General features: G+C 71.4%; 13 protein-coding genes. 9 read left to right on the top strand and 4 right to left on the bottom strand.

Annotated elements, in window-relative coordinates:
• Positions 1-14: 14 nt before the first annotated feature.
• The 3 genes from AB0B85_RS00760 (at position 15) to AB0B85_RS00770 (ending at position 4,965) form a co-directional block, all read left to right on the top strand.
• A complete protein-coding gene (locus tag AB0B85_RS00760; protein ID WP_357402045.1) occupies positions 15-1,427 on the top strand; it encodes an acyl-CoA synthetase in 1,413 nt (470 codons plus the stop codon).
• A 326-nt stretch (positions 1,428-1,753) separates the two neighbouring features.
• Positions 1,754-3,241, top strand: a complete 1,488-nt coding sequence (locus tag AB0B85_RS00765) for a family 43 glycosylhydrolase (protein ID WP_357402047.1) — start codon at positions 1,754-1,756, stop codon at positions 3,239-3,241.
• Between the two features lie 143 nt (positions 3,242-3,384).
• Entirely contained in the window at positions 3,385-4,965 is a 1,581-nt protein-coding gene (locus tag AB0B85_RS00770) for an RICIN domain-containing protein (RefSeq protein WP_357402402.1), read from the top strand.
• A gap of 113 nt (positions 4,966-5,078) precedes the next feature.
• Here the strand turns inward: AB0B85_RS00770 and AB0B85_RS00775 are convergent, their stop codons facing one another.
• Together AB0B85_RS00775 and AB0B85_RS00780 are read right to left on the bottom strand one after the other, a co-directional pair.
• Complete coding sequence (locus AB0B85_RS00775; protein WP_357402049.1) at positions 5,079-6,344, bottom strand: PHB depolymerase family esterase; 1,266 nt, start codon at positions 6,342-6,344, stop codon at positions 5,079-5,081.
• 43 nt (positions 6,345-6,387) lie between these two features.
• Positions 6,388-6,519, bottom strand: coding sequence for a hypothetical protein (locus AB0B85_RS00780; protein ID WP_357402051.1), 132 nt, complete (start codon positions 6,517-6,519; stop codon positions 6,388-6,390).
• Positions 6,520-6,596: 77 nt separating this feature from the next.
• Here AB0B85_RS00780 and AB0B85_RS00785 point away from each other — a divergent pair, with 77 nt between their 5' ends.
• The 3 genes from AB0B85_RS00785 to AB0B85_RS00795 all read left to right on the top strand — a co-directional run bounded on the left by AB0B85_RS00785 (position 6,597) and on the right by AB0B85_RS00795 (position 8,241).
• Positions 6,597-6,833, top strand: coding sequence for a DUF5988 family protein (locus AB0B85_RS00785; protein WP_357402053.1), 237 nt, complete (start codon positions 6,597-6,599; stop codon positions 6,831-6,833).
• A 285-nt stretch (positions 6,834-7,118) separates the two neighbouring features.
• Complete coding sequence (locus AB0B85_RS00790; RefSeq protein ID WP_357402055.1) at positions 7,119-7,943, top strand: hypothetical protein; 825 nt, start codon at positions 7,119-7,121, stop codon at positions 7,941-7,943.
• 13 nt (positions 7,944-7,956) lie between these two features.
• Complete coding sequence (locus AB0B85_RS00795) at positions 7,957-8,241, top strand: hypothetical protein (protein ID WP_357402057.1); 285 nt, start codon at positions 7,957-7,959, stop codon at positions 8,239-8,241.
• 87 nt (positions 8,242-8,328) lie between these two features.
• Here AB0B85_RS00795 and murQ read toward each other — a convergent pair whose 3' ends face one another.
• Entirely contained in the window at positions 8,329-9,378 is a 1,050-nt protein-coding gene (gene murQ, locus AB0B85_RS00800; protein ID WP_357402059.1) for an N-acetylmuramic acid 6-phosphate etherase, read from the bottom strand.
• A gap of 110 nt (positions 9,379-9,488) precedes the next feature.
• Here murQ and AB0B85_RS00805 point away from each other — a divergent pair, with 110 nt between their 5' ends.
• Genes AB0B85_RS00805 through AB0B85_RS00815 form a run of 3 tightly spaced genes read left to right on the top strand, consistent with a single transcriptional unit; the run spans position 9,489 to position 15,128 of the window.
• Entirely contained in the window at positions 9,489-11,051 is a 1,563-nt protein-coding gene (locus AB0B85_RS00805; RefSeq protein ID WP_357402061.1) for a sodium:solute symporter, read from the top strand.
• An 11-nt stretch (positions 11,052-11,062) separates the two neighbouring features.
• Complete coding sequence (locus AB0B85_RS00810) at positions 11,063-12,235, top strand: anhydro-N-acetylmuramic acid kinase (protein WP_357402063.1); 1,173 nt, start codon at positions 11,063-11,065, stop codon at positions 12,233-12,235.
• A gap of 25 nt (positions 12,236-12,260) precedes the next feature.
• The gene (locus AB0B85_RS00815; RefSeq protein WP_357402065.1) at positions 12,261-15,128 is read left to right on the top strand and encodes an FAD-binding and (Fe-S)-binding domain-containing protein; all 2,868 of its coding nucleotides are present in this window, start codon (positions 12,261-12,263) and stop codon (positions 15,126-15,128) included.
• Positions 15,129-15,160: 32 nt separating this feature from the next.
• Here the strand turns inward: AB0B85_RS00815 and AB0B85_RS00820 are convergent, their stop codons facing one another.
• The gene (locus tag AB0B85_RS00820; protein ID WP_357402067.1) at positions 15,161-15,877 is read right to left on the bottom strand and encodes an alpha/beta hydrolase; all 717 of its coding nucleotides are present in this window, start codon (positions 15,875-15,877) and stop codon (positions 15,161-15,163) included.
• Positions 15,878-15,952 lie beyond the last annotated feature (75 nt).

The raw sequence follows: 15,952 nt of genomic DNA on the forward strand, positions 1-15,952 counted from the left end.
ACGAGAAGGGTGCCGTGCCTGTGCTGCTGAGCTGGCTGCTCTCGTCGACAGACGAACGTCCGGACGCGATCCGGATCGACGACCAGGCGACCTCGTGGGTCCAGTTGCGACGGTTCGCCGCCGCCGTGGCCGACGACCTGCGCGGTGTGGACCGGGTCGCCGTCGACGCGACCGCCAGCCTGCACACTGTGGTCGGTGTCGTCGGCGCGCTGCTCGCCGGGTCCGCGATGATACCTGTCCCGCCCGACGCCGGACCGATGGAACGTGGGCACATTCTGCGGGACTCGGCGCCCGGGGCGATGCTCGTACCGGCTCGCGGCGAGCGCCGGGAACCTCCCGCCGGCATACCGACAATTCCGATCGACCTGGAACGCGGGTCGGACACCCGCCACCCGGAGCCCGATCCGGCGGACACCGCGCTGATTCTCTACACCAGCGGCACGACCGGCGCACCGAAGGGCGTGACACTCTCCCGCCGAGCCATCGCCGCCTGCCTCGACGGGCTCGCAACGGCCTGGCAGTGGACGCCGGACGACCTGCTCGTACACGGCCTGCCGCTGTTCCACGTGCACGGCCTGGTGCTCGGCGTGCTCGGCCCCCTGCGGGTGGGCGGCCGGCTGCACCACGTGGGCCAACCCCGCCCCCAGCGGTACGCGGCGGCGGCCGGCTCCCTCTATTTCGGTGTCCCCACCATCTGGTCCCGGATCGCCGCCGACGAGACCTCGGCCCGTGCTCTCCGCGCCGCGCGGCTACTGGTGTCGGGCAGCGCCGCGCTGCCGCCGACGGTCTTCGCCGACCTGACCGGGCTCACCGGCCACCAGATCGTCGAGCGCTACGGGATGACCGAAACGTTGATCACGGTGAGCGCCACCGCCGACCGACCCCGCCGCCCCGGCGCCGTCGGTCTGCCCCTGCCGGGGGTACGCACCCGGGTCGTGGACGAGCAGGGCCACCCGGTGCCCACCGACGGGGTGGCGATGGGCGAGCTGGAGGTGTCTGGCCCGACCCTCTTCGACGGGTACCTGAACCGGCCCGACGCGGACGCCGCCGCCCGTACCGCGGACGGCTGGTTCCGTACCGGCGACGTGGCCACCATCGGTCCGGACGGCTGGCATCGCATCGTCGGGCGGGCCGCCACCGACCTGATCAAGAGCGGCGGTTACCGGATCGGCGCCGGCGAGGTGGAGGACGCGTTGCTGGCGCATCCGGGTGTCCGCGAGGCCGCGGTGGTGGGCACCCCGCACCCCGACCTCGGCCAGCAGGTGACGGCGTACGTGGTGGGTGACGGGATCGACGCGGCGCAACTGATCGAGTTCGTGGCCCGACAACTGTCGACGCACAAGCGTCCCCGACAGGTACGGCTGGTCGAGGCCCTGCCCCGCAACGCGCTCGGCAAGGTGCAGAAGGGCCGCCTCGGCGCGGAGTGATCCGCCCGGCACGATGGTCGATCTTCGACGCGGTCCCAGTGGGATCTGACCACGCAGGTCACCGGCCAGGTTTCCTTGACACACGTCGATGTTAACGCCAACATTATGACCGCTACCTGGGCGCAACACCGCCGTCATGTTCCCGTCCCGTGCACGTCTCTCCTTCGGCGGAGTGCCGCAGGCCGGCCGCCCGCGGTGGCGTCACGACCAGGCGCGATCCAATCGGTTCGCACTCGCCGCGCGGCGATCAACCGGATCGGCCCCGACGCGTCGGCCGGCACTGCCGCACCGACGGACGGGTCGCTCACGAACCGCACGGAGGACAGATGCCGCTGCCACTCCCCCGCACCGACCCAACCGGCCGCGTCCCCGGTCGTCGGCGCGCACGATCGGTGGTCGCCGCCGTGCTGGCGGTGCTCGCCGTCTCCGCCGGGCTGCCGGCGGCGGGGCCGGCGCAGGCCGCACCGGCGGTCAACTACACGAACCCACTTGTGAACCAGCGGGCCGACCCGCACATCTTCCGGCACACCGACGGCTACTACTACCTGACGGCAACCGTGCCGCAGTACGACCGGATCGTGCTGCGACGGGCGACCACCCTGCAGGGGCTGGCGACGGCACCGGAGTCGACGATCTGGAGCCGCCACACCAGCGGCGAGATGGGCGCCCACATCTGGGCACCAGAGATCCACTTCATAAACAACAGGTGGTACGTCTACTTTGCCGCGGGCCGGACCGATGACGTGTGGCGGATCCGGATGTACGCGCTGGAGAACGCCAGCGCCAACCCGCTCACCGGTTCGTGGACCGAACGCGGACGGATCACCACGCCCTGGGACACCTTCAGCCTGGACGCGTCGACCTTCGTGGCGAACGGGGTGCGCTACCTGACCTGGGCCCAGCAGGAACCGGGAATGTCAAACAACTCGAACGTCTACCTCGCTCGGATGGGTGCCAACCCCTGGCAGATCACCGGCACCGTGACCCGCCTCGTCGTGCCGACGTACGACTGGGAGACCCGCGGCTACCGGGTCGCCGAGGGACCGGCGGTCATCCAGCGCAACGGCCGCATCTTCCTTACCTACTCGGCGAGCGCCACCGACGCCAACTACTGCCTGGGCATGCTGAGCGCCTCCAGCACCGCGAACCTGCTCGACGCGGCCTCGTGGAGCAAGAGTCCCACCCCGGTGTTCGTCAGCAACGCGGCCACCAGCCAGTACGGTCCCGGCCACAACTCGTTCACCGTCTCCGAGGACGGGCAGACCGACATCCTGGTCTATCACGACCGCAACTACCGCGACATCAGCGGCGATCCGCTCAACGACCCGAACCGGCGGACCCGGCTGCAGAAGGTGTACTGGAACGCCGACGGCACCCCCAACTTCGGCATCCCGGTACCCGACGGGGCCACCCCGGTTCGGCTGCGGTCACACGACCAGGCCACCAGCTACCTGCGGCACTACGACTACCGGGCCCGACTCGAACCGAACGTGACGAACCTGGCCGACTCGCAGTTCCGGATCGTCAACGGCCTCGCCGGCGGCGGCTCGGTGTCGTTGGAGTCGACGAACTTCCCCGGGTACTACCTGCGCCACCGGGGCTTCGCCCTCTACGTCGAGAAGAACGACGGCTCGGCGCTCTTCGGCAGCGACGCCAGCTTCCGCCGCCAGTCCGGCCTCGCCGACAGCGCCGCGATCTCCCTGGAGTCGCAGAACTACGCGGGCCGATATGTGCGCCACCGCGACGGGCTGTTCTACGTGGAGGCGGTCAGCACGAGCGCCGACCGCGCCTCGGCCACCTTCCACCTGGAGTAGCCGCCACCGGCCGCGGCGCCCGCGGCCGTCCACACCCGTCCAGCTTCGCTCCGGAGCCGATCCCGCCAGGAGGACAGATGCCCCGCACCATCATGAGAAGACCGACGGCCCGTCGGGTCGGGCGTAGGGGTGCGGCGCTGGCCATGGTCACCGCGCTTGTCGGCGCCGCAGCTGCCGTTCTGGTCGGCGCACCACCGGCAGCGGCGGCGACCATCGACACCAACGCCTACTACGTCCTGGTCAACCGAAACAGCGGCAAGGTGCTCGACGTCCGGGACACCTCCACGGCTGACGGCGCGGTGATCCAGCAGTGGTCCCGCAACGACGGCGCGTGGCAGCAGTTCCAGTTCGTCTCCTCCGGCGGCGGCTACTACCGCCTCAAGGCCCGGCACAGCGGGAAGGTCGTCGACCTCTGGGAGTGGAACACCGCCGACGGCGCCGACTACCGCCAGTGGTCGGATGTCAACGGCACCAACCAGCAGTTCCAGGTGCTCGACTCCGACAGCGGCCACGTCCGGCTGATCAACCGCCACTCCGCCAAGGCACTCGAGGTCTGGGAGCGGTCCACCGCCGACGGCGGTCGGATCAGTCAGTACGCCGATGTCAACGGCACCAACCAGCAGTGGCAACTGGTCGCGGTCGGCGGTGTCGGCACCCCACCCGCCACCGGCTGTGGCAGCGGGTCGACAAACGCCGAGGCCGTGCTGAGCGGCAGCACCTGGACGGCCCGCAACGGCTCGTCGACTGTCTACTCGGGAGCGGACATGCTCGCGGCGATGCAGGCGGCGGTCAACTCACTGTCCTCGGGCCGGACGTCGAAGCAGCGGGTGGTGGTTCGTGGCTCCGGCTCGATGAGTGCGGGCTCGCGGCTGTCACTGCCGTCGTACACCACACTCGCCGTGTGCGGCACGATCAACGTGACCGGGTCGGGCTCTGGCGACCAGGCACCGGTGTACTCGCGGGGAACCACTGACGTCGAGGTGCAGAACCTCACGCTCACCGGTTCGCCGTTGTACGGGATCTTCATGCGCAACGTGAACAACCTGACCCTCGGGCAGATCGACATGCGGCTGTCGGCGGGCCTCGGGGTCCGCATCGACAACCACGGTGGCGACCGGGCGGTCAAGGTGCGCAACGTCCGCATCGACAACGTGTACGTCTCGGGGACCGGTACGCACGGGGTGGAGACGTACGGCGTGGACGGTCTGACCATCGGCACGGTCACCGCGCGCAACACCCGGGACTCCGGTCTGCTGCTCAACGACACGATCAACGCCACGGTGGGCACTGTCGACGCGCAGGGCGCCGGGACCGGCACCGGGTACGCGGCGTTCCGGATGGCCAACCGCAACGGCCGGGTGGGCAACTCGTATCCGACGAACATCCGGGTCGGCACCGTGCTCGCATCCGGGGGCGGACGTGGGATCTTCTGCGTGTCGGAGTCCGGTGGCGCGGTCATCGACCGGGTGACGATCTCGAACACCGGAAACAACGCGATCCTGGTGGAGAACTGCTACAACGTCGTCATCGCCGGTGTTTCCGGGACGGTGACCGGCGGTGGCGAGGTACGGATCGCGGCGCGGACCGAGTTCCCGATCTCGTCGGGCATCCGGTTCCAGAACCTGACAGTCAGCGGCACCAACATCACCCAGAGCCCGTGCGGCGGGGCCAACAACACGATCAGCAACGTCACGCGGGTCAACTCGACACTTACCTGGTGTTGATCTGAGCAGGGGGCGGCCGACCGGATTCGGTCGGCCGCCCCCGGTCACGGCCGGGCCCGGATCGTGGCGCTGGCGGTGGGCTCGACGCACCTGTTCGACCCGGGACCCGCCGATCACCGACGGCGGCGGGCCATCCACTGCCAGATGTGGGTGCCGTTGCGGCTCGGGTCGTTACGGGCCACGTAGATCCAGGACCAGTGGCCGGGGAACTGGTAGCCGTTCCAGACGACGTGGTCGTACAGGCTGATCAACGATCCCGGGATGAGGTCGTGGGCGTGGATCGTGTTGGTCTCGGGCGGCACGGTGTCGTCGTCGCGCGAGGTGACCAACCAGGTCGGGGTGCGGATCGCCGCCAGCTCCGCGTCGGTGACAAGCGGCGGGCCCACCCCGTCGAGCGGCTCGACGACGCCGCAGATCGGCACCGACGCGGCGAACAGGTCGGGATAGGCCACTGTCATCTCCAGGGACATGTAGCCACCGTTGCTGCACCCGACCACGTAGATCCGATCGGGGTCGACGCGCTTGCGGCGGACGAGGTCCCGGACGATCTCACGGATCAGCGGGGCGAACCGGGGGCCGTCCTCCATCCAGTAGGACGTGCTCTGCGGGGCCACCACGTACGCGCCGGAGAAGATCCGCTGCGCCTGCGGCGTGGCGAAGCCCAGCGCCCCCCGGTTGGCACGCAGCGTGGTCTCGTTGTCGTAGTAGTCGTCGGGCAGCGACGCACCCTCGCCGGCGCCGTGCAGCCAGACGATCAGCGGTCGCCGACCGGGCCGGGCCGAGTGGTCGGGGGAATACAGCCGGTACTTCAGGCCCGAGCCGCAGACGTGGTAGCTGAAGGCGTCCACCTCGGGATTCGACAGCCGGCCCTGCACGAAGCGGGTGATGGTGACCGGCGAGCCGTGGCGTCGGGCGATCGGGGTGTGCTGCGTGATGGTGTAGACGAGGTCCAACCGGACGTTGCGGCCCTTGCTCAGGATGTAGCCGAGGGTGCCACCGCCGGGTTGACCTTCGGCGTGGCTCAGCTCAAGCACGATGTTGCCGTGCCGGTCGAGCCGGGCCGCGGTCACCGTACGGTCCAGGTCGTACTCGCTGAAGATCTGATCGCCGGGGGCGATCGGGATCGGGCTGGTGGCCTTGGCGTGCACGCTGAACGTGGCGGGGGTCAGCCCGGCCGGGTCGATCGGCCCGAGCCGGCTGGTGTCGAGGGTGACCGAGGTGACCTGCTCACCGCCGTCGAGCGTTGTCGCGTCGAGGGTGAAGCGCACGCTTGTCGGATGGTGGTCACCGGCGTGGGCGGCGTGACCGGGCAGGGCCAGGCCGATGGCGGCACCGGCCCCACCGGCCAGGACGGTGCGACGCGTGACAGACGTGGACATGCGGCCCCCGTAGCGTGCGGAGTAGACGTTCGTCGATGAGATCTCAACGTAACGCCGCCGAGATCAGCTGGCAACCGGCGTCCACGGCCGCGGCGATGAACCTCCGGTCCGTGGCCGGCTCGGACTCCTCGGTGTCCGGGCGCTCGTAGGGCCGCCGCCGCTCGATAGGGGTCACTTACGGGTATCCGGACCTCCGGTGTTACCGCCACGATGGAGAAGACCCAGCCGGCGAATCAGCCATGGAGGCAACGGATGGACGACCTGACGGAAGCCCCTCCCGCACCGAGATTCGACGGGATGCTCATCGGCGGCCCGGCAGACCTGCCACCCGAGGCTCGCGCGGCCGCCATCGTGGCGGACGCGACCCGCGTCAAGGTTCCGCATCTCGGTGGCTACGAGCACTTCGAACGAGCCGACGACCAGCCCGACGACGACGAGCGACAGGTGCCGGAGTTCCACTGGACCATGCGGACCCGGATCGCGGAGTGAGCAGGACAGGCCGTTTCGCGGACGCCGTCGGCCTCCGCGAAACGGTATGTCCGCGCGACGCCATCGCCACCGCCCACCGCCGCCCCGTCGTGGCGAGCCGTTGGCGCATTCAGTCGTATTGCCGGCGCAGACATCGACAGCAGGTGTAGTCCCAGGTGTCTCGGGGCAAGAACCACACGTGGAGGGAACGGCACGGGGCGAGAGGCTACCGATCGGCCAGCGGCACCGGGCTGGCGGATCTGACCGGCCGACGCGCACCACACGGTCCTCGGCAGCCTCCGTCTGATGCGGGCACGGCACAGCCTTCCCGCGGTCGCGCTCGGCGCGGTCGCGCTCGGCGCGGCCCTGGGTGCCAACCCCGCCCACGCCGACACGCCGCTGCCGCTGCCAACCGCCGTGCCGCCGGTGGACGGGGCCTCCGCGCCACAGACCATCACTGTCGAGGTGCCCGCCGTGGTCGAGGCCCAGCTGACCGTCCCCCTGCCGCTGCCGTCGGCCGCCTCCCTGCCGCTGCCGAGCGCGATCCCACTGCCGTCGGCCGCCTCCCTGCCGCTGCCGACCGCGATCCCACTGCCGCTGCCCTCGGCCGTCTCCCTGCCCGCGCCGACCGCGATCCCCACCGGCACGCCGACCCGGCTGTCCGATGTCCCACCGTCGACCGCAGCCCTCCCGTCGACCACAGCCGCCCCGCCCACCGCGGATAGCTCGGCCGCGGATTCGCCGGCCGCACACGTTGCCCCGCAGCCGTCGCCACCCCCGTCGACGGCGACGGTCTCTTTCGGTGGCGTCCAGGAAACGTCTGCCGACCGGGCACCGGATCGGCCGCGGCCGGCGGCGACCGTCGCCGCGGAACCGACGCCCGGTCCGCCCGCGCGTCCCCGCTCAGGCCTACCGGTGTTCGCGCTGGCATTCTCGTCGGCACCGGCCGGCACCGGCACCGGCGGTGTCGATCCTCCCTCGTCGACTGCGGAAGCTTCGCTGTTCACCGCACCGCTACGACCGGGTGCCACAGTCGCCGCCGTCGACCGGCGCGCTACCGGCCGACCGGTGGAGCGGGGTCCCCCGCCACCACAGCACCTTCTGATCACCCAGTCGCAGCCACGACACTGATCAGGAGAGTCACATGGAAATCGCAGTCATCTGGGTCCCCGCCACCGTCGAGCCGTCCGAGCCCGCCGTCACGAGGTGCCTTGCGCACCTCGACCGGCACTCCTACCGATTGGCGGGAATCGTCCGCGCACCGTGGGAGACCGTCGAGCAGACGATGATCGACGGAGACGTGGATGTCGTCGTGATCGCCGACCTCGCCCACCTCCCGCCGGATCGGTCACCTCGGATCGAGGTGGCCACCCCGCCCGGCCTCGATGGTGACCCGGACCGCACCGTGACCGACCCACAGGTCGGCTGATCTGACGAAGCGCCCCGTCCAGGTTGGACGGGGCGCTTCGTGGCGGTCCACCCCCGCGCCGAAGCGTCGGGGGGCGACGGCTGTGGGTCAGGCCGCGACGGCCGCCCGGACGTCGTCGTCGGCGGCGCGCAGCCGCGCGGCGGCCTCCTCCGCGGTGCAACCCGCAAGCAGCAGCACGATGGCCGTCTTCGCGTGTCCGTGCGCCTGGTCCAGCGCCCGGCTGGCGGTGTCGAGGTCGGTGTCGGCGGCCTCGGCGACGATCCGTCGCGCCCGGTCGACGAGCTTCTCGTTCGTGGCGTTCATGTCCACCATCAGATTGCCGTAGACCTTGCCGAGCCGGGCCATCGCGGCGGTCGAGAGCATGTTGCAGACGAGCTTCTCGGCGGTGCCGGCCTTGAGCCGGGTCGAGCCGGTGAGCACCTCGGGGCCGGTGGGCACCTCGACTGCGACATCGGCGTACCGGCTGATCACCGCGTCGGTGTTGCAGGCCACCGAGACGGTCGACGCGCCGAGCGCGCGGGCGTGCGCCAACCCGCCGACCACGTACGGGGTACGGCCGCTGGCGGCGAGCCCGACGACTGTGTCGCGGGAGGTCAGGCCGAGGGCGTCGAGGTCGGCGACGGCACCGGCCGGGCTGTCCTCCGCGCCCTCGACGGCGACAGTGAAGGCTCCCGCCCCGCCGGCGAGCAGGCCGACGACCTGGTCGGGCGAGGTACCGAAGGTCGGCGGGATCTCGACGGCGTCGAGCATGCCGATCCGGCCGCTGGTGCCGGCGCCGAGGTAGATCAGTCGCCCGCCCTGGCGCAGCGACGCCACGACGACGTCGACGGCGGCCGCGATGTCCGGCACGGCCCGGCGGACGGCCTGCGCGACAGTGTGGTCCTCGTCGTTCATGGCGAGGAGCAACTCGGTGGGAGACATCCGGTCGAGGTCGGTGGTCTTGTCGTTGCGGGTCTCGGTGCCGAGGGTGCTGAGGTCCACGGGGTGTTCGTTCCTCTCGCTGGTGTTCAGTCGCCAGCCGGCGGGCGATCGCGCGCCGGTGCGGTCGACGTCTGGCGCGTGCTCGCGACTCGCCGCGATGAGGCTGAGGCGCGGTGGCGGATGGGTGGCGACCCCGGCGGGCCACCGTGCCCCCATACCAGCAGGCTGGGAGCACAGCGTAGCCAGCCCGGAGCGGTGGTGGCAAAAAGTTTCGCGCTACGGTAGACCAGCGTCACTTATTGACAACCCCTGGTAGGGAGCGAGCCGTGCGTCAACTCGACCTTGTCGTGATCGTGCTGTACCTCGTGGTGATCGCCTACGTCGGACTACGCCTGTCCGGTAGGCAGAAGTCCGCCAAGGACTACTTCGTGGGCGAGGGGCGACTGCCCTGGTGGACCGTCTCGTTCTCGGTGGTCGCCACCGAAACCAGCGTGCTGACCGTGATCAGCGTTCCCGGTGGCGCCTACAGCGGGCAGGGGTTCGGCAACGTCGAGCTGGCGCTGGGCTACGTGATCGGTCGCGTCGTCGTGGCCGCGGTGCTCATCCCGCTCTACAAGCGTGGTGGCTTCGTCAGTGCCTACCAGTACCTCGGTGAGCGGTTCGGCCTGAAGCTCCAGGGTCTGGCGTCGGTCACCTTCGTCTTCACCCGTCTGCTCGCCGAGGGCGTACGGCTGTTCGCGTCGGCCATCCCGATCAAGCTGCTCCTCGACGAGTTCGGGCTGAATGTCGGCTACCAGGCCATTATCATCGTTCTGACCCTCATCACTGTGGTTTACACCTATCTCGGTGGCATCAAGGCGGTGATCTGGACCGACGCGATCCAGATGGGGCTCTACCTCGGTGGGGCGATCCTGGCCATCGCGGTGCTCAGCCACGCCGTCGGCTTCGACGGCTACTCGCAGGCGCTCGACGCCGGCAAGTTCCAGCTCTTCGACACCAACTTCGACCTCGCGCACGTGCTCACCAGCCCGTTCGCCCTGCCGACCGCGATCATCGGTGGCGCGATCTTCGCGATGGCCAGCCACGGGTCGGACCAGCTGATCGTCCAGCGCATCCTGTCCACCCGGACGCTGCGCGAGGGGCAGCAGGCGATGATCTCCTCGGGCATCTTCGTGGTCATCCAGTTCGCGGCGTTCTCCCTGGTCGGCGCGCTGCTGTGGTCGTACAACAAGGGTCAGACCTTCAAGGAACTCGGCCTGGCCAGCAGCGACAACCTGTACCCGAGCTTCATCCTGCACGCCCTGCCGGTGGGCATCTCGGGTCTGCTGGTGGCCGGCATCCTCGGTGCCGCGATGGGCTCGCTGTCGTCGGCGCTGAACTCGATGTCGAACTCCACTGTCGCCGACTTCATCCACAGCTTCTTCCGGAAGACCCCGTCGGACGACGTGATGCTCCGGCTGGCCCGGGTGATGACCCTCGTCTGGGCGGTGCTGATGGCGGTCTTCGCCTGCGCGTTCAGTTCCAGCACCGGAAACGTCTACCTGACCGGTCTGACCATCGCGGGCTACACCTACGGAGCGCTGCTCGGCGCCTTCCTGCTCGGTCGCCTGGTCAGCCGGGCCAACCAGGTCGACGCGTTCGTCGCCTTCCTCGTCACGGTGGCGGTGATGACCTACATCGTCCGCTATGTCAAGATCGACGTCACGACGGCGGGGAACACCGTCCCCACCGCCATCGCCGCGCAGTGGCTGGTGCCGATCGGAGTCCTGATCACCCTGCTGGTCGGCGCGGTGTCCAGCCGCTTCCACGCGGCCCCGGCAGCGCCCTACGACCACCGGCGGGCCGACGAGGCCGACGACCCGGCGGCAGAGCCCGCCGGCCGGGCGTGAAGGAGACCGTGATGCGCGTGATCGGCCTGATGTCCGGCACCTCCTACGACGGCATCGAAGCCGCCGCCGCCGAGTTCGACCTCAGCGGTGACACCCTGCGGATGCGGCCGCTGGGCCGACTCAGCCACCCGTACCCGGAGCGGCTGCGCACCCACATCGCCGCCGCGTTGCCGCCCGCGTCGACAAGCACCGAGGCGATCTGCGTGCTGGACACCGGCATCGGCCAGGCCTTCGCCGAGGCCGGCGTGCGGGCACTCGCGCAGCTGTGCGGCAACGACGCCGACCTGGTCGTGTCGCACGGGCAGACCATGCACCACTGGGTCGACGGCCCGGTGGTGCGGGGCACCCTGCAACTGGGGCAGCCGGCCTGGATCGCGGAGGCCACCGGCCTGCCGGTGGTGGCCGACCTGCGCAGCCGCGACGTCGCCGCGGGCGGCCAGGGCGCGCCCCTGGTCGCCCTCTTCGACGCGCTGCTGCTGCGGGGCCTGCCCGGCGTCCCCGCCGCGCTCAACCTCGGCGGCATCGCCAACATCACTGTCGTCGCGCCGGACGCGGACCCGCTCGCGTTCGACACCGGGCCGGCAAACGCGCTCCTCGACGCCGCCGCGCGCCACTTCAGCGGCGGCGCCGAGGAGTACGACCGGGACGGGCGCGGGGCCGCGGCCGGGCAGGTGAACCAGGTGCTGCTGCGGCGGCTGCTCGACGAGCCGTACTACCGGCAGCCCAGCCCGAAGAGCACCGGCAAGGAACTGTTCCACCTGCCGTACCTGCTCGCCGCCCTCGCCGACGCCCCCACGCCGGAGCCGAACGACGTGCTGGCCACGCTCACCCGGCTGACGGCGGTCACGGTGGCCGACGCCTGCCGGGCGCACGGCGTCACCCGGCTCGTCGTCTCCGGCGGCGGGGCACACAACCCGACCCTGATGGGCCTGCTCGTCGACGAGCTGCCCGACGTCTACCTGACGTCGAGCGACGAGGTCGGTGTCGCCTCGGACGCCAAGGAGGCGCTGGCCTTCGCGCTGCTCGGCTATCTGACAGTGCACGGGCTGCCGGGCACCCTGCCCTCGGGCACCGGGGCGCGGCACGCCTCCGTGCTCGGCAGCATCACCCCCGGTCGCCAGCCGCTGCGGCTGCCGGCGCCGGCCGACACCGCGCCCGAGCGGTTGCTGATCGTCGCCGACTGACCACCCCTTCCGGGAGGATCCGCAAATGAGCACAGTCGTTCCCGCGCCGAGCGCCGCCGGCGTCCGCGCCCGCGAGGTCGCCGACTTGCTGCGCGCGCGCCTCGCCGATCCGACCCGGGCCAGCGCCGAGCTGCCCCGGAGGCTAGCCGCGGCGCACGACGCCTCGCCGTACCTGTTCGAGCCGCAGGCCGTGGTGCGCGCCGCCACGGCGGCCGAGGTGGGTGCGTTGATGGCCGGCGCCCGGGAGGCCGGCGTCCCGCTGACCCTGCGCGGCGGCGGCACCAGCCTCGCCGGGCAGGCCGGCGGCGCGGGGGTGCTTGTCGACGTCCGGACCGACTGGCGGCACGCCGAGGTGCTCGACGACGGCCGCCGCATCCGGCTCCAGCCGGGCCTGACCATCCGGCAGGCCAACGCCCGGCTGGCCCGCTACGGCCGCCGGCTCGGCCCCGACCCGGCCAGCGAGGCCGCCTGCACGGTGGGCGGCATGGTGGCCAACAACTCCAGCGGAATGACCTGCGGGACCACCGACAACGCGTACCGCACCATGGAGTCGCTGCGCTTCGTGCTGCCGTCCGGCACCGTTGTCGACTCCGCCGTCCGCGACGCCGACGACCGGCTGCGCGCCGACGAACCCGAGCTGCACGCCGGGCTGCTGCGGCTGCGTGACCGGGTGCGCTCGGCACCCGGCGCACGCGCCACCATCGAGCGGCTGTTCGCCATGAAGAACACAATGGGGTACGGGCTGAACTCCCTGCTCGACCACGACAGCCCAGTCGACATGCTCGCCCACCTGATGATCGGCAGCGAGGGCACCCTCGGCTTCGTGGCCGGGGCCGTCTTCCGGACCGTCGAGATCCACAAACACGCCGCCACCGGACTGCTGATCCTGCCCGGCCTCAGCGCCGCCACCGACGCGCTACCCGCCCTGCTGGCCGTCGGTGCGCGTACCGCCGAACTGCTCGACGCGGCCGCGTTGCGGGTCAGCCAGCGCGACCCGGACGCGAGCCCGGCCCTGCGTGGGCTGACGGTGAGCGGGCACGCCGCGCTGCTCGTGGAGTTCGCCGAGGACAGCGCGGAACGGCTGGCCGCCACGCTCGCCGACGCCCAGCCCGTGCTCGACCGACTGCCCGCCGTCACCGGCACCGGGCTGACCCACGACCCGCGCGAACGGGCCAGGCTCTGGCACCTGCGCAAGGGCCTCTACACGGCGGTCGCCGGTGCCCGCGCGCCCGGCACCACGGCCCTGCTCGAGGACATCGCGGTGCCGATGCCACGGCTGACCGGCACCTGTGATGGGCTGATCCGCCTGTTCGAGCGGCACGGCTATCCGGACGCGGTGATCTTCGGACACGCCCGCGACGGCAACCTGCACTTCATGTTGACCCAGTCCTTCGACACGGCGGCCGAGATCGACCGCTACGCCCGGTTCACCGACGACATGGTCGACCTCGTGCTTGCCGAAGGGGGCACCCTCAAGGCCGAGCACGGCACCGGACGGGCCATGGCCCCCTTCGTCCGCCGCCAGTACGGCGACGAACTGTACGACGTGATGCGCGAGCTCAAGCGGTTGTGCGATCCGAGCGGCCTGCTCAACCCCGGCGTGCTGCTCAACGACGACCCGACAGTGCACCTGCGCCAGCTCAAGGCCGTCCCGACTGTCGACCCCGAGTTGGACGCCTGCGTGGAGTGCGGTTACTGCGAGCCGGTCTGCCCCACCGCCGACGTCACCACCACCCCCCGGCAGCGCATCGTCCTGCAACGGCAGATCGCCCTGGCCACCGCCGCCGGTGACGAGGAGCGCCGCCGCGAACTGAGCGCCGACTACGCGTACGCCGCGGTGGACAGCTGCGCCGCGGACAGCCTCTGCGTCACCGCCTGCCCGGTCGGCATCGACACCGGGGTGGCGATGAAGCGGCTGCGCGCCGAGCGGCACAGCCCGCGCGCCCAGCGCACCGCCCGCACCGCCGCCCGGCACTGGCAGGCCGCCGTGACAGGTGTCCGGGTGGGCCTGACCGCCGCGCACGCCGTACCGGCACCGCTGACCCGCGCCGCCACCGGGGTGCTCCGTGGGCTCGGCGGCACCGAACTCGTACCGGAGTGGAGCGACGACATGCCGCGCGCCGGCGCGCCCCGCCCCGCACCCCGCAACGCGCCGGACGCCCGGGCGGTGTTCTTCGCGGCCTGCGTCGGCAGCCTCTTCGCCCCCCAGGACGGCCCGGCCGGCGGCGCGGCGGCGGCGTTCCTGCGCCTGTGCGAGCTGGCCGGGGTGCCGGTCGTCGTACCGGCCGGCACGTCGGGTCTGTGCTGCGGAACGCCCTGGCAGTCAAAGGGGTACCCGGCCGGGCACCGCGAGATGGCCGAGCGGACCCTCGCCACGCTCTGGGCGGCCAGCGACCAGGGCCGGCTGCCCGTCGTGTGCGACGCGTCGTCCTGCACCCACGGGCTGACCCAGCTGACCGCCGCGCTCGCCGAGGAGGACCGGGCGCGCTACCGCGACCTGCGCTTCGTCGACAGCGTCACGTTCACCGCCGAGCACCTGCTGCCGGCGCTGCCGGAGCCCCGGCGGCTGGGCTCACTTGCCCTGCACCCCACCTGCTCCACAGTGCACCTCGACGGCGTCGACGACCTGCGCACGGTGGCCGGCGCGGTCGCCGACACGGTGACCGTGCCGGACAGCTGGGGCTGCTGCGCCTTCGCCGGCGACCGGGGGCTGCTGCACCCCGAGGTGACCGCCGGGGCCACCGCGGCGCAGGCCGCTGAGATCAACGAGCGTGACCACGACGCGTACGCCTCCTGCAACCGGACCTGCGAGATGGGCATGAGCCGGGCCACCGGGCAGCCGTACCGGCACGTGCTCCAGGTCCTCGTCGAGGCGGTCGAACCGCCCGCGTAGTCCCGGATCCTCGTCAGCGCCGGGAGCGGACGTCAGCCGCCCACGCCCCGGACCGCCTCGATGATCGTCTCGGCGACCTCGCCCGGCCGGGCCACCACCATGGCGTGCGAACCACCGGCGATCTCACGCTGGCCCCGCGGTTGGGCCCGCTCGGCCATGAACCGGTGTGCGGCGACCGGGATGTTGTTGTCGGCGTCGCCGAACACGAACCAACTGGGCAGCGATCGCCAGGCCGGGTCGCCGGTGAGCCCGTCACCCAGGGCCTTCTCGGTGATCGGCCGCTGGGTCCGGGCCATCAGCGCGGCGGTGTCCGCCGACACGTCCGCGACGAACTGCTTGTGGAAGGTGTCCTGGCCGATCGCCACCTCGTTGCCGCCGGTCGACAGTGGGTACTGCACGAGCGTGTCGGCGAGCGTGCTGCCGGGAAACATCCCGGACAGCGACAGCGCCGACTCACCGGTGTCCGGGCTGAAGGCGTTCACGTACACGAGGGCCCGCACCAGTGTTTCGCCGGCGGCGGCCTGCGTGATCACCATGCCAGCGTAGGAGTGTCCGACGAGGACGACCGGGCCGCCGATCCCGCGTACCACGTCCCGCAGGTAGGCGGCGTCGCCGGCGAGCTCGCGCAACGGGTTGGCGGCGGCCACCACGTTGTACGCGGCGCCCAGCCGCTCGATCACGCCGTTCCAGCTCGCCGACTCGGCGAACGCCCCGTGTACGAGAACGATGGTGGGCTGCGGATCAGACATAGCACGCACTCCCTCACTCCGTGACACTGTTCCACCCACGGCCGCGCCGGTGCGCCTGATTACCCGTCACGCGAG

Source organism: Micromonospora sp. NPDC049044, assembly GCF_040649215.1.
GTDB lineage: Bacteria > Actinomycetota > Actinomycetes > Mycobacteriales > Micromonosporaceae > Micromonospora.

Excerpts from the sequence above, each read along its gene's own strand:
- AB0B85_RS00765 (WP_357402047.1), top strand. The coding sequence starts at position 1,754 with ATGCCGCTGCCACTCCCCCGCACCGACCCAACCGGCCGCGTCCCCGGT.
- AB0B85_RS00770 (WP_357402402.1), top strand. The coding sequence starts at position 3,385 with ATGGTCACCGCGCTTGTCGGCGCCGCAGCTGCCGTTCTGGTCGGCGCA.
- AB0B85_RS00775 (WP_357402049.1), bottom strand. The coding sequence starts at position 6,344 with ATGTCCACGTCTGTCACGCGTCGCACCGTCCTGGCCGGTGGGGCCGGT.
- AB0B85_RS00785 (WP_357402053.1), top strand. The coding sequence starts at position 6,597 with ATGGACGACCTGACGGAAGCCCCTCCCGCACCGAGATTCGACGGGATG.
- AB0B85_RS00790 (WP_357402055.1), top strand. The coding sequence starts at position 7,119 with ATGCGGGCACGGCACAGCCTTCCCGCGGTCGCGCTCGGCGCGGTCGCG.
- AB0B85_RS00795 (WP_357402057.1), top strand. The coding sequence starts at position 7,957 with ATGGAAATCGCAGTCATCTGGGTCCCCGCCACCGTCGAGCCGTCCGAG.
- murQ (WP_357402059.1), bottom strand. The coding sequence starts at position 9,378 with ATGGGGGCACGGTGGCCCGCCGGGGTCGCCACCCATCCGCCACCGCGC.
- AB0B85_RS00810 (WP_357402063.1), top strand. The coding sequence starts at position 11,063 with ATGCGCGTGATCGGCCTGATGTCCGGCACCTCCTACGACGGCATCGAA.
- AB0B85_RS00815 (WP_357402065.1), top strand. The coding sequence starts at position 12,261 with ATGAGCACAGTCGTTCCCGCGCCGAGCGCCGCCGGCGTCCGCGCCCGC.
- AB0B85_RS00820 (WP_357402067.1), bottom strand. The coding sequence starts at position 15,877 with ATGTCTGATCCGCAGCCCACCATCGTTCTCGTACACGGGGCGTTCGCC.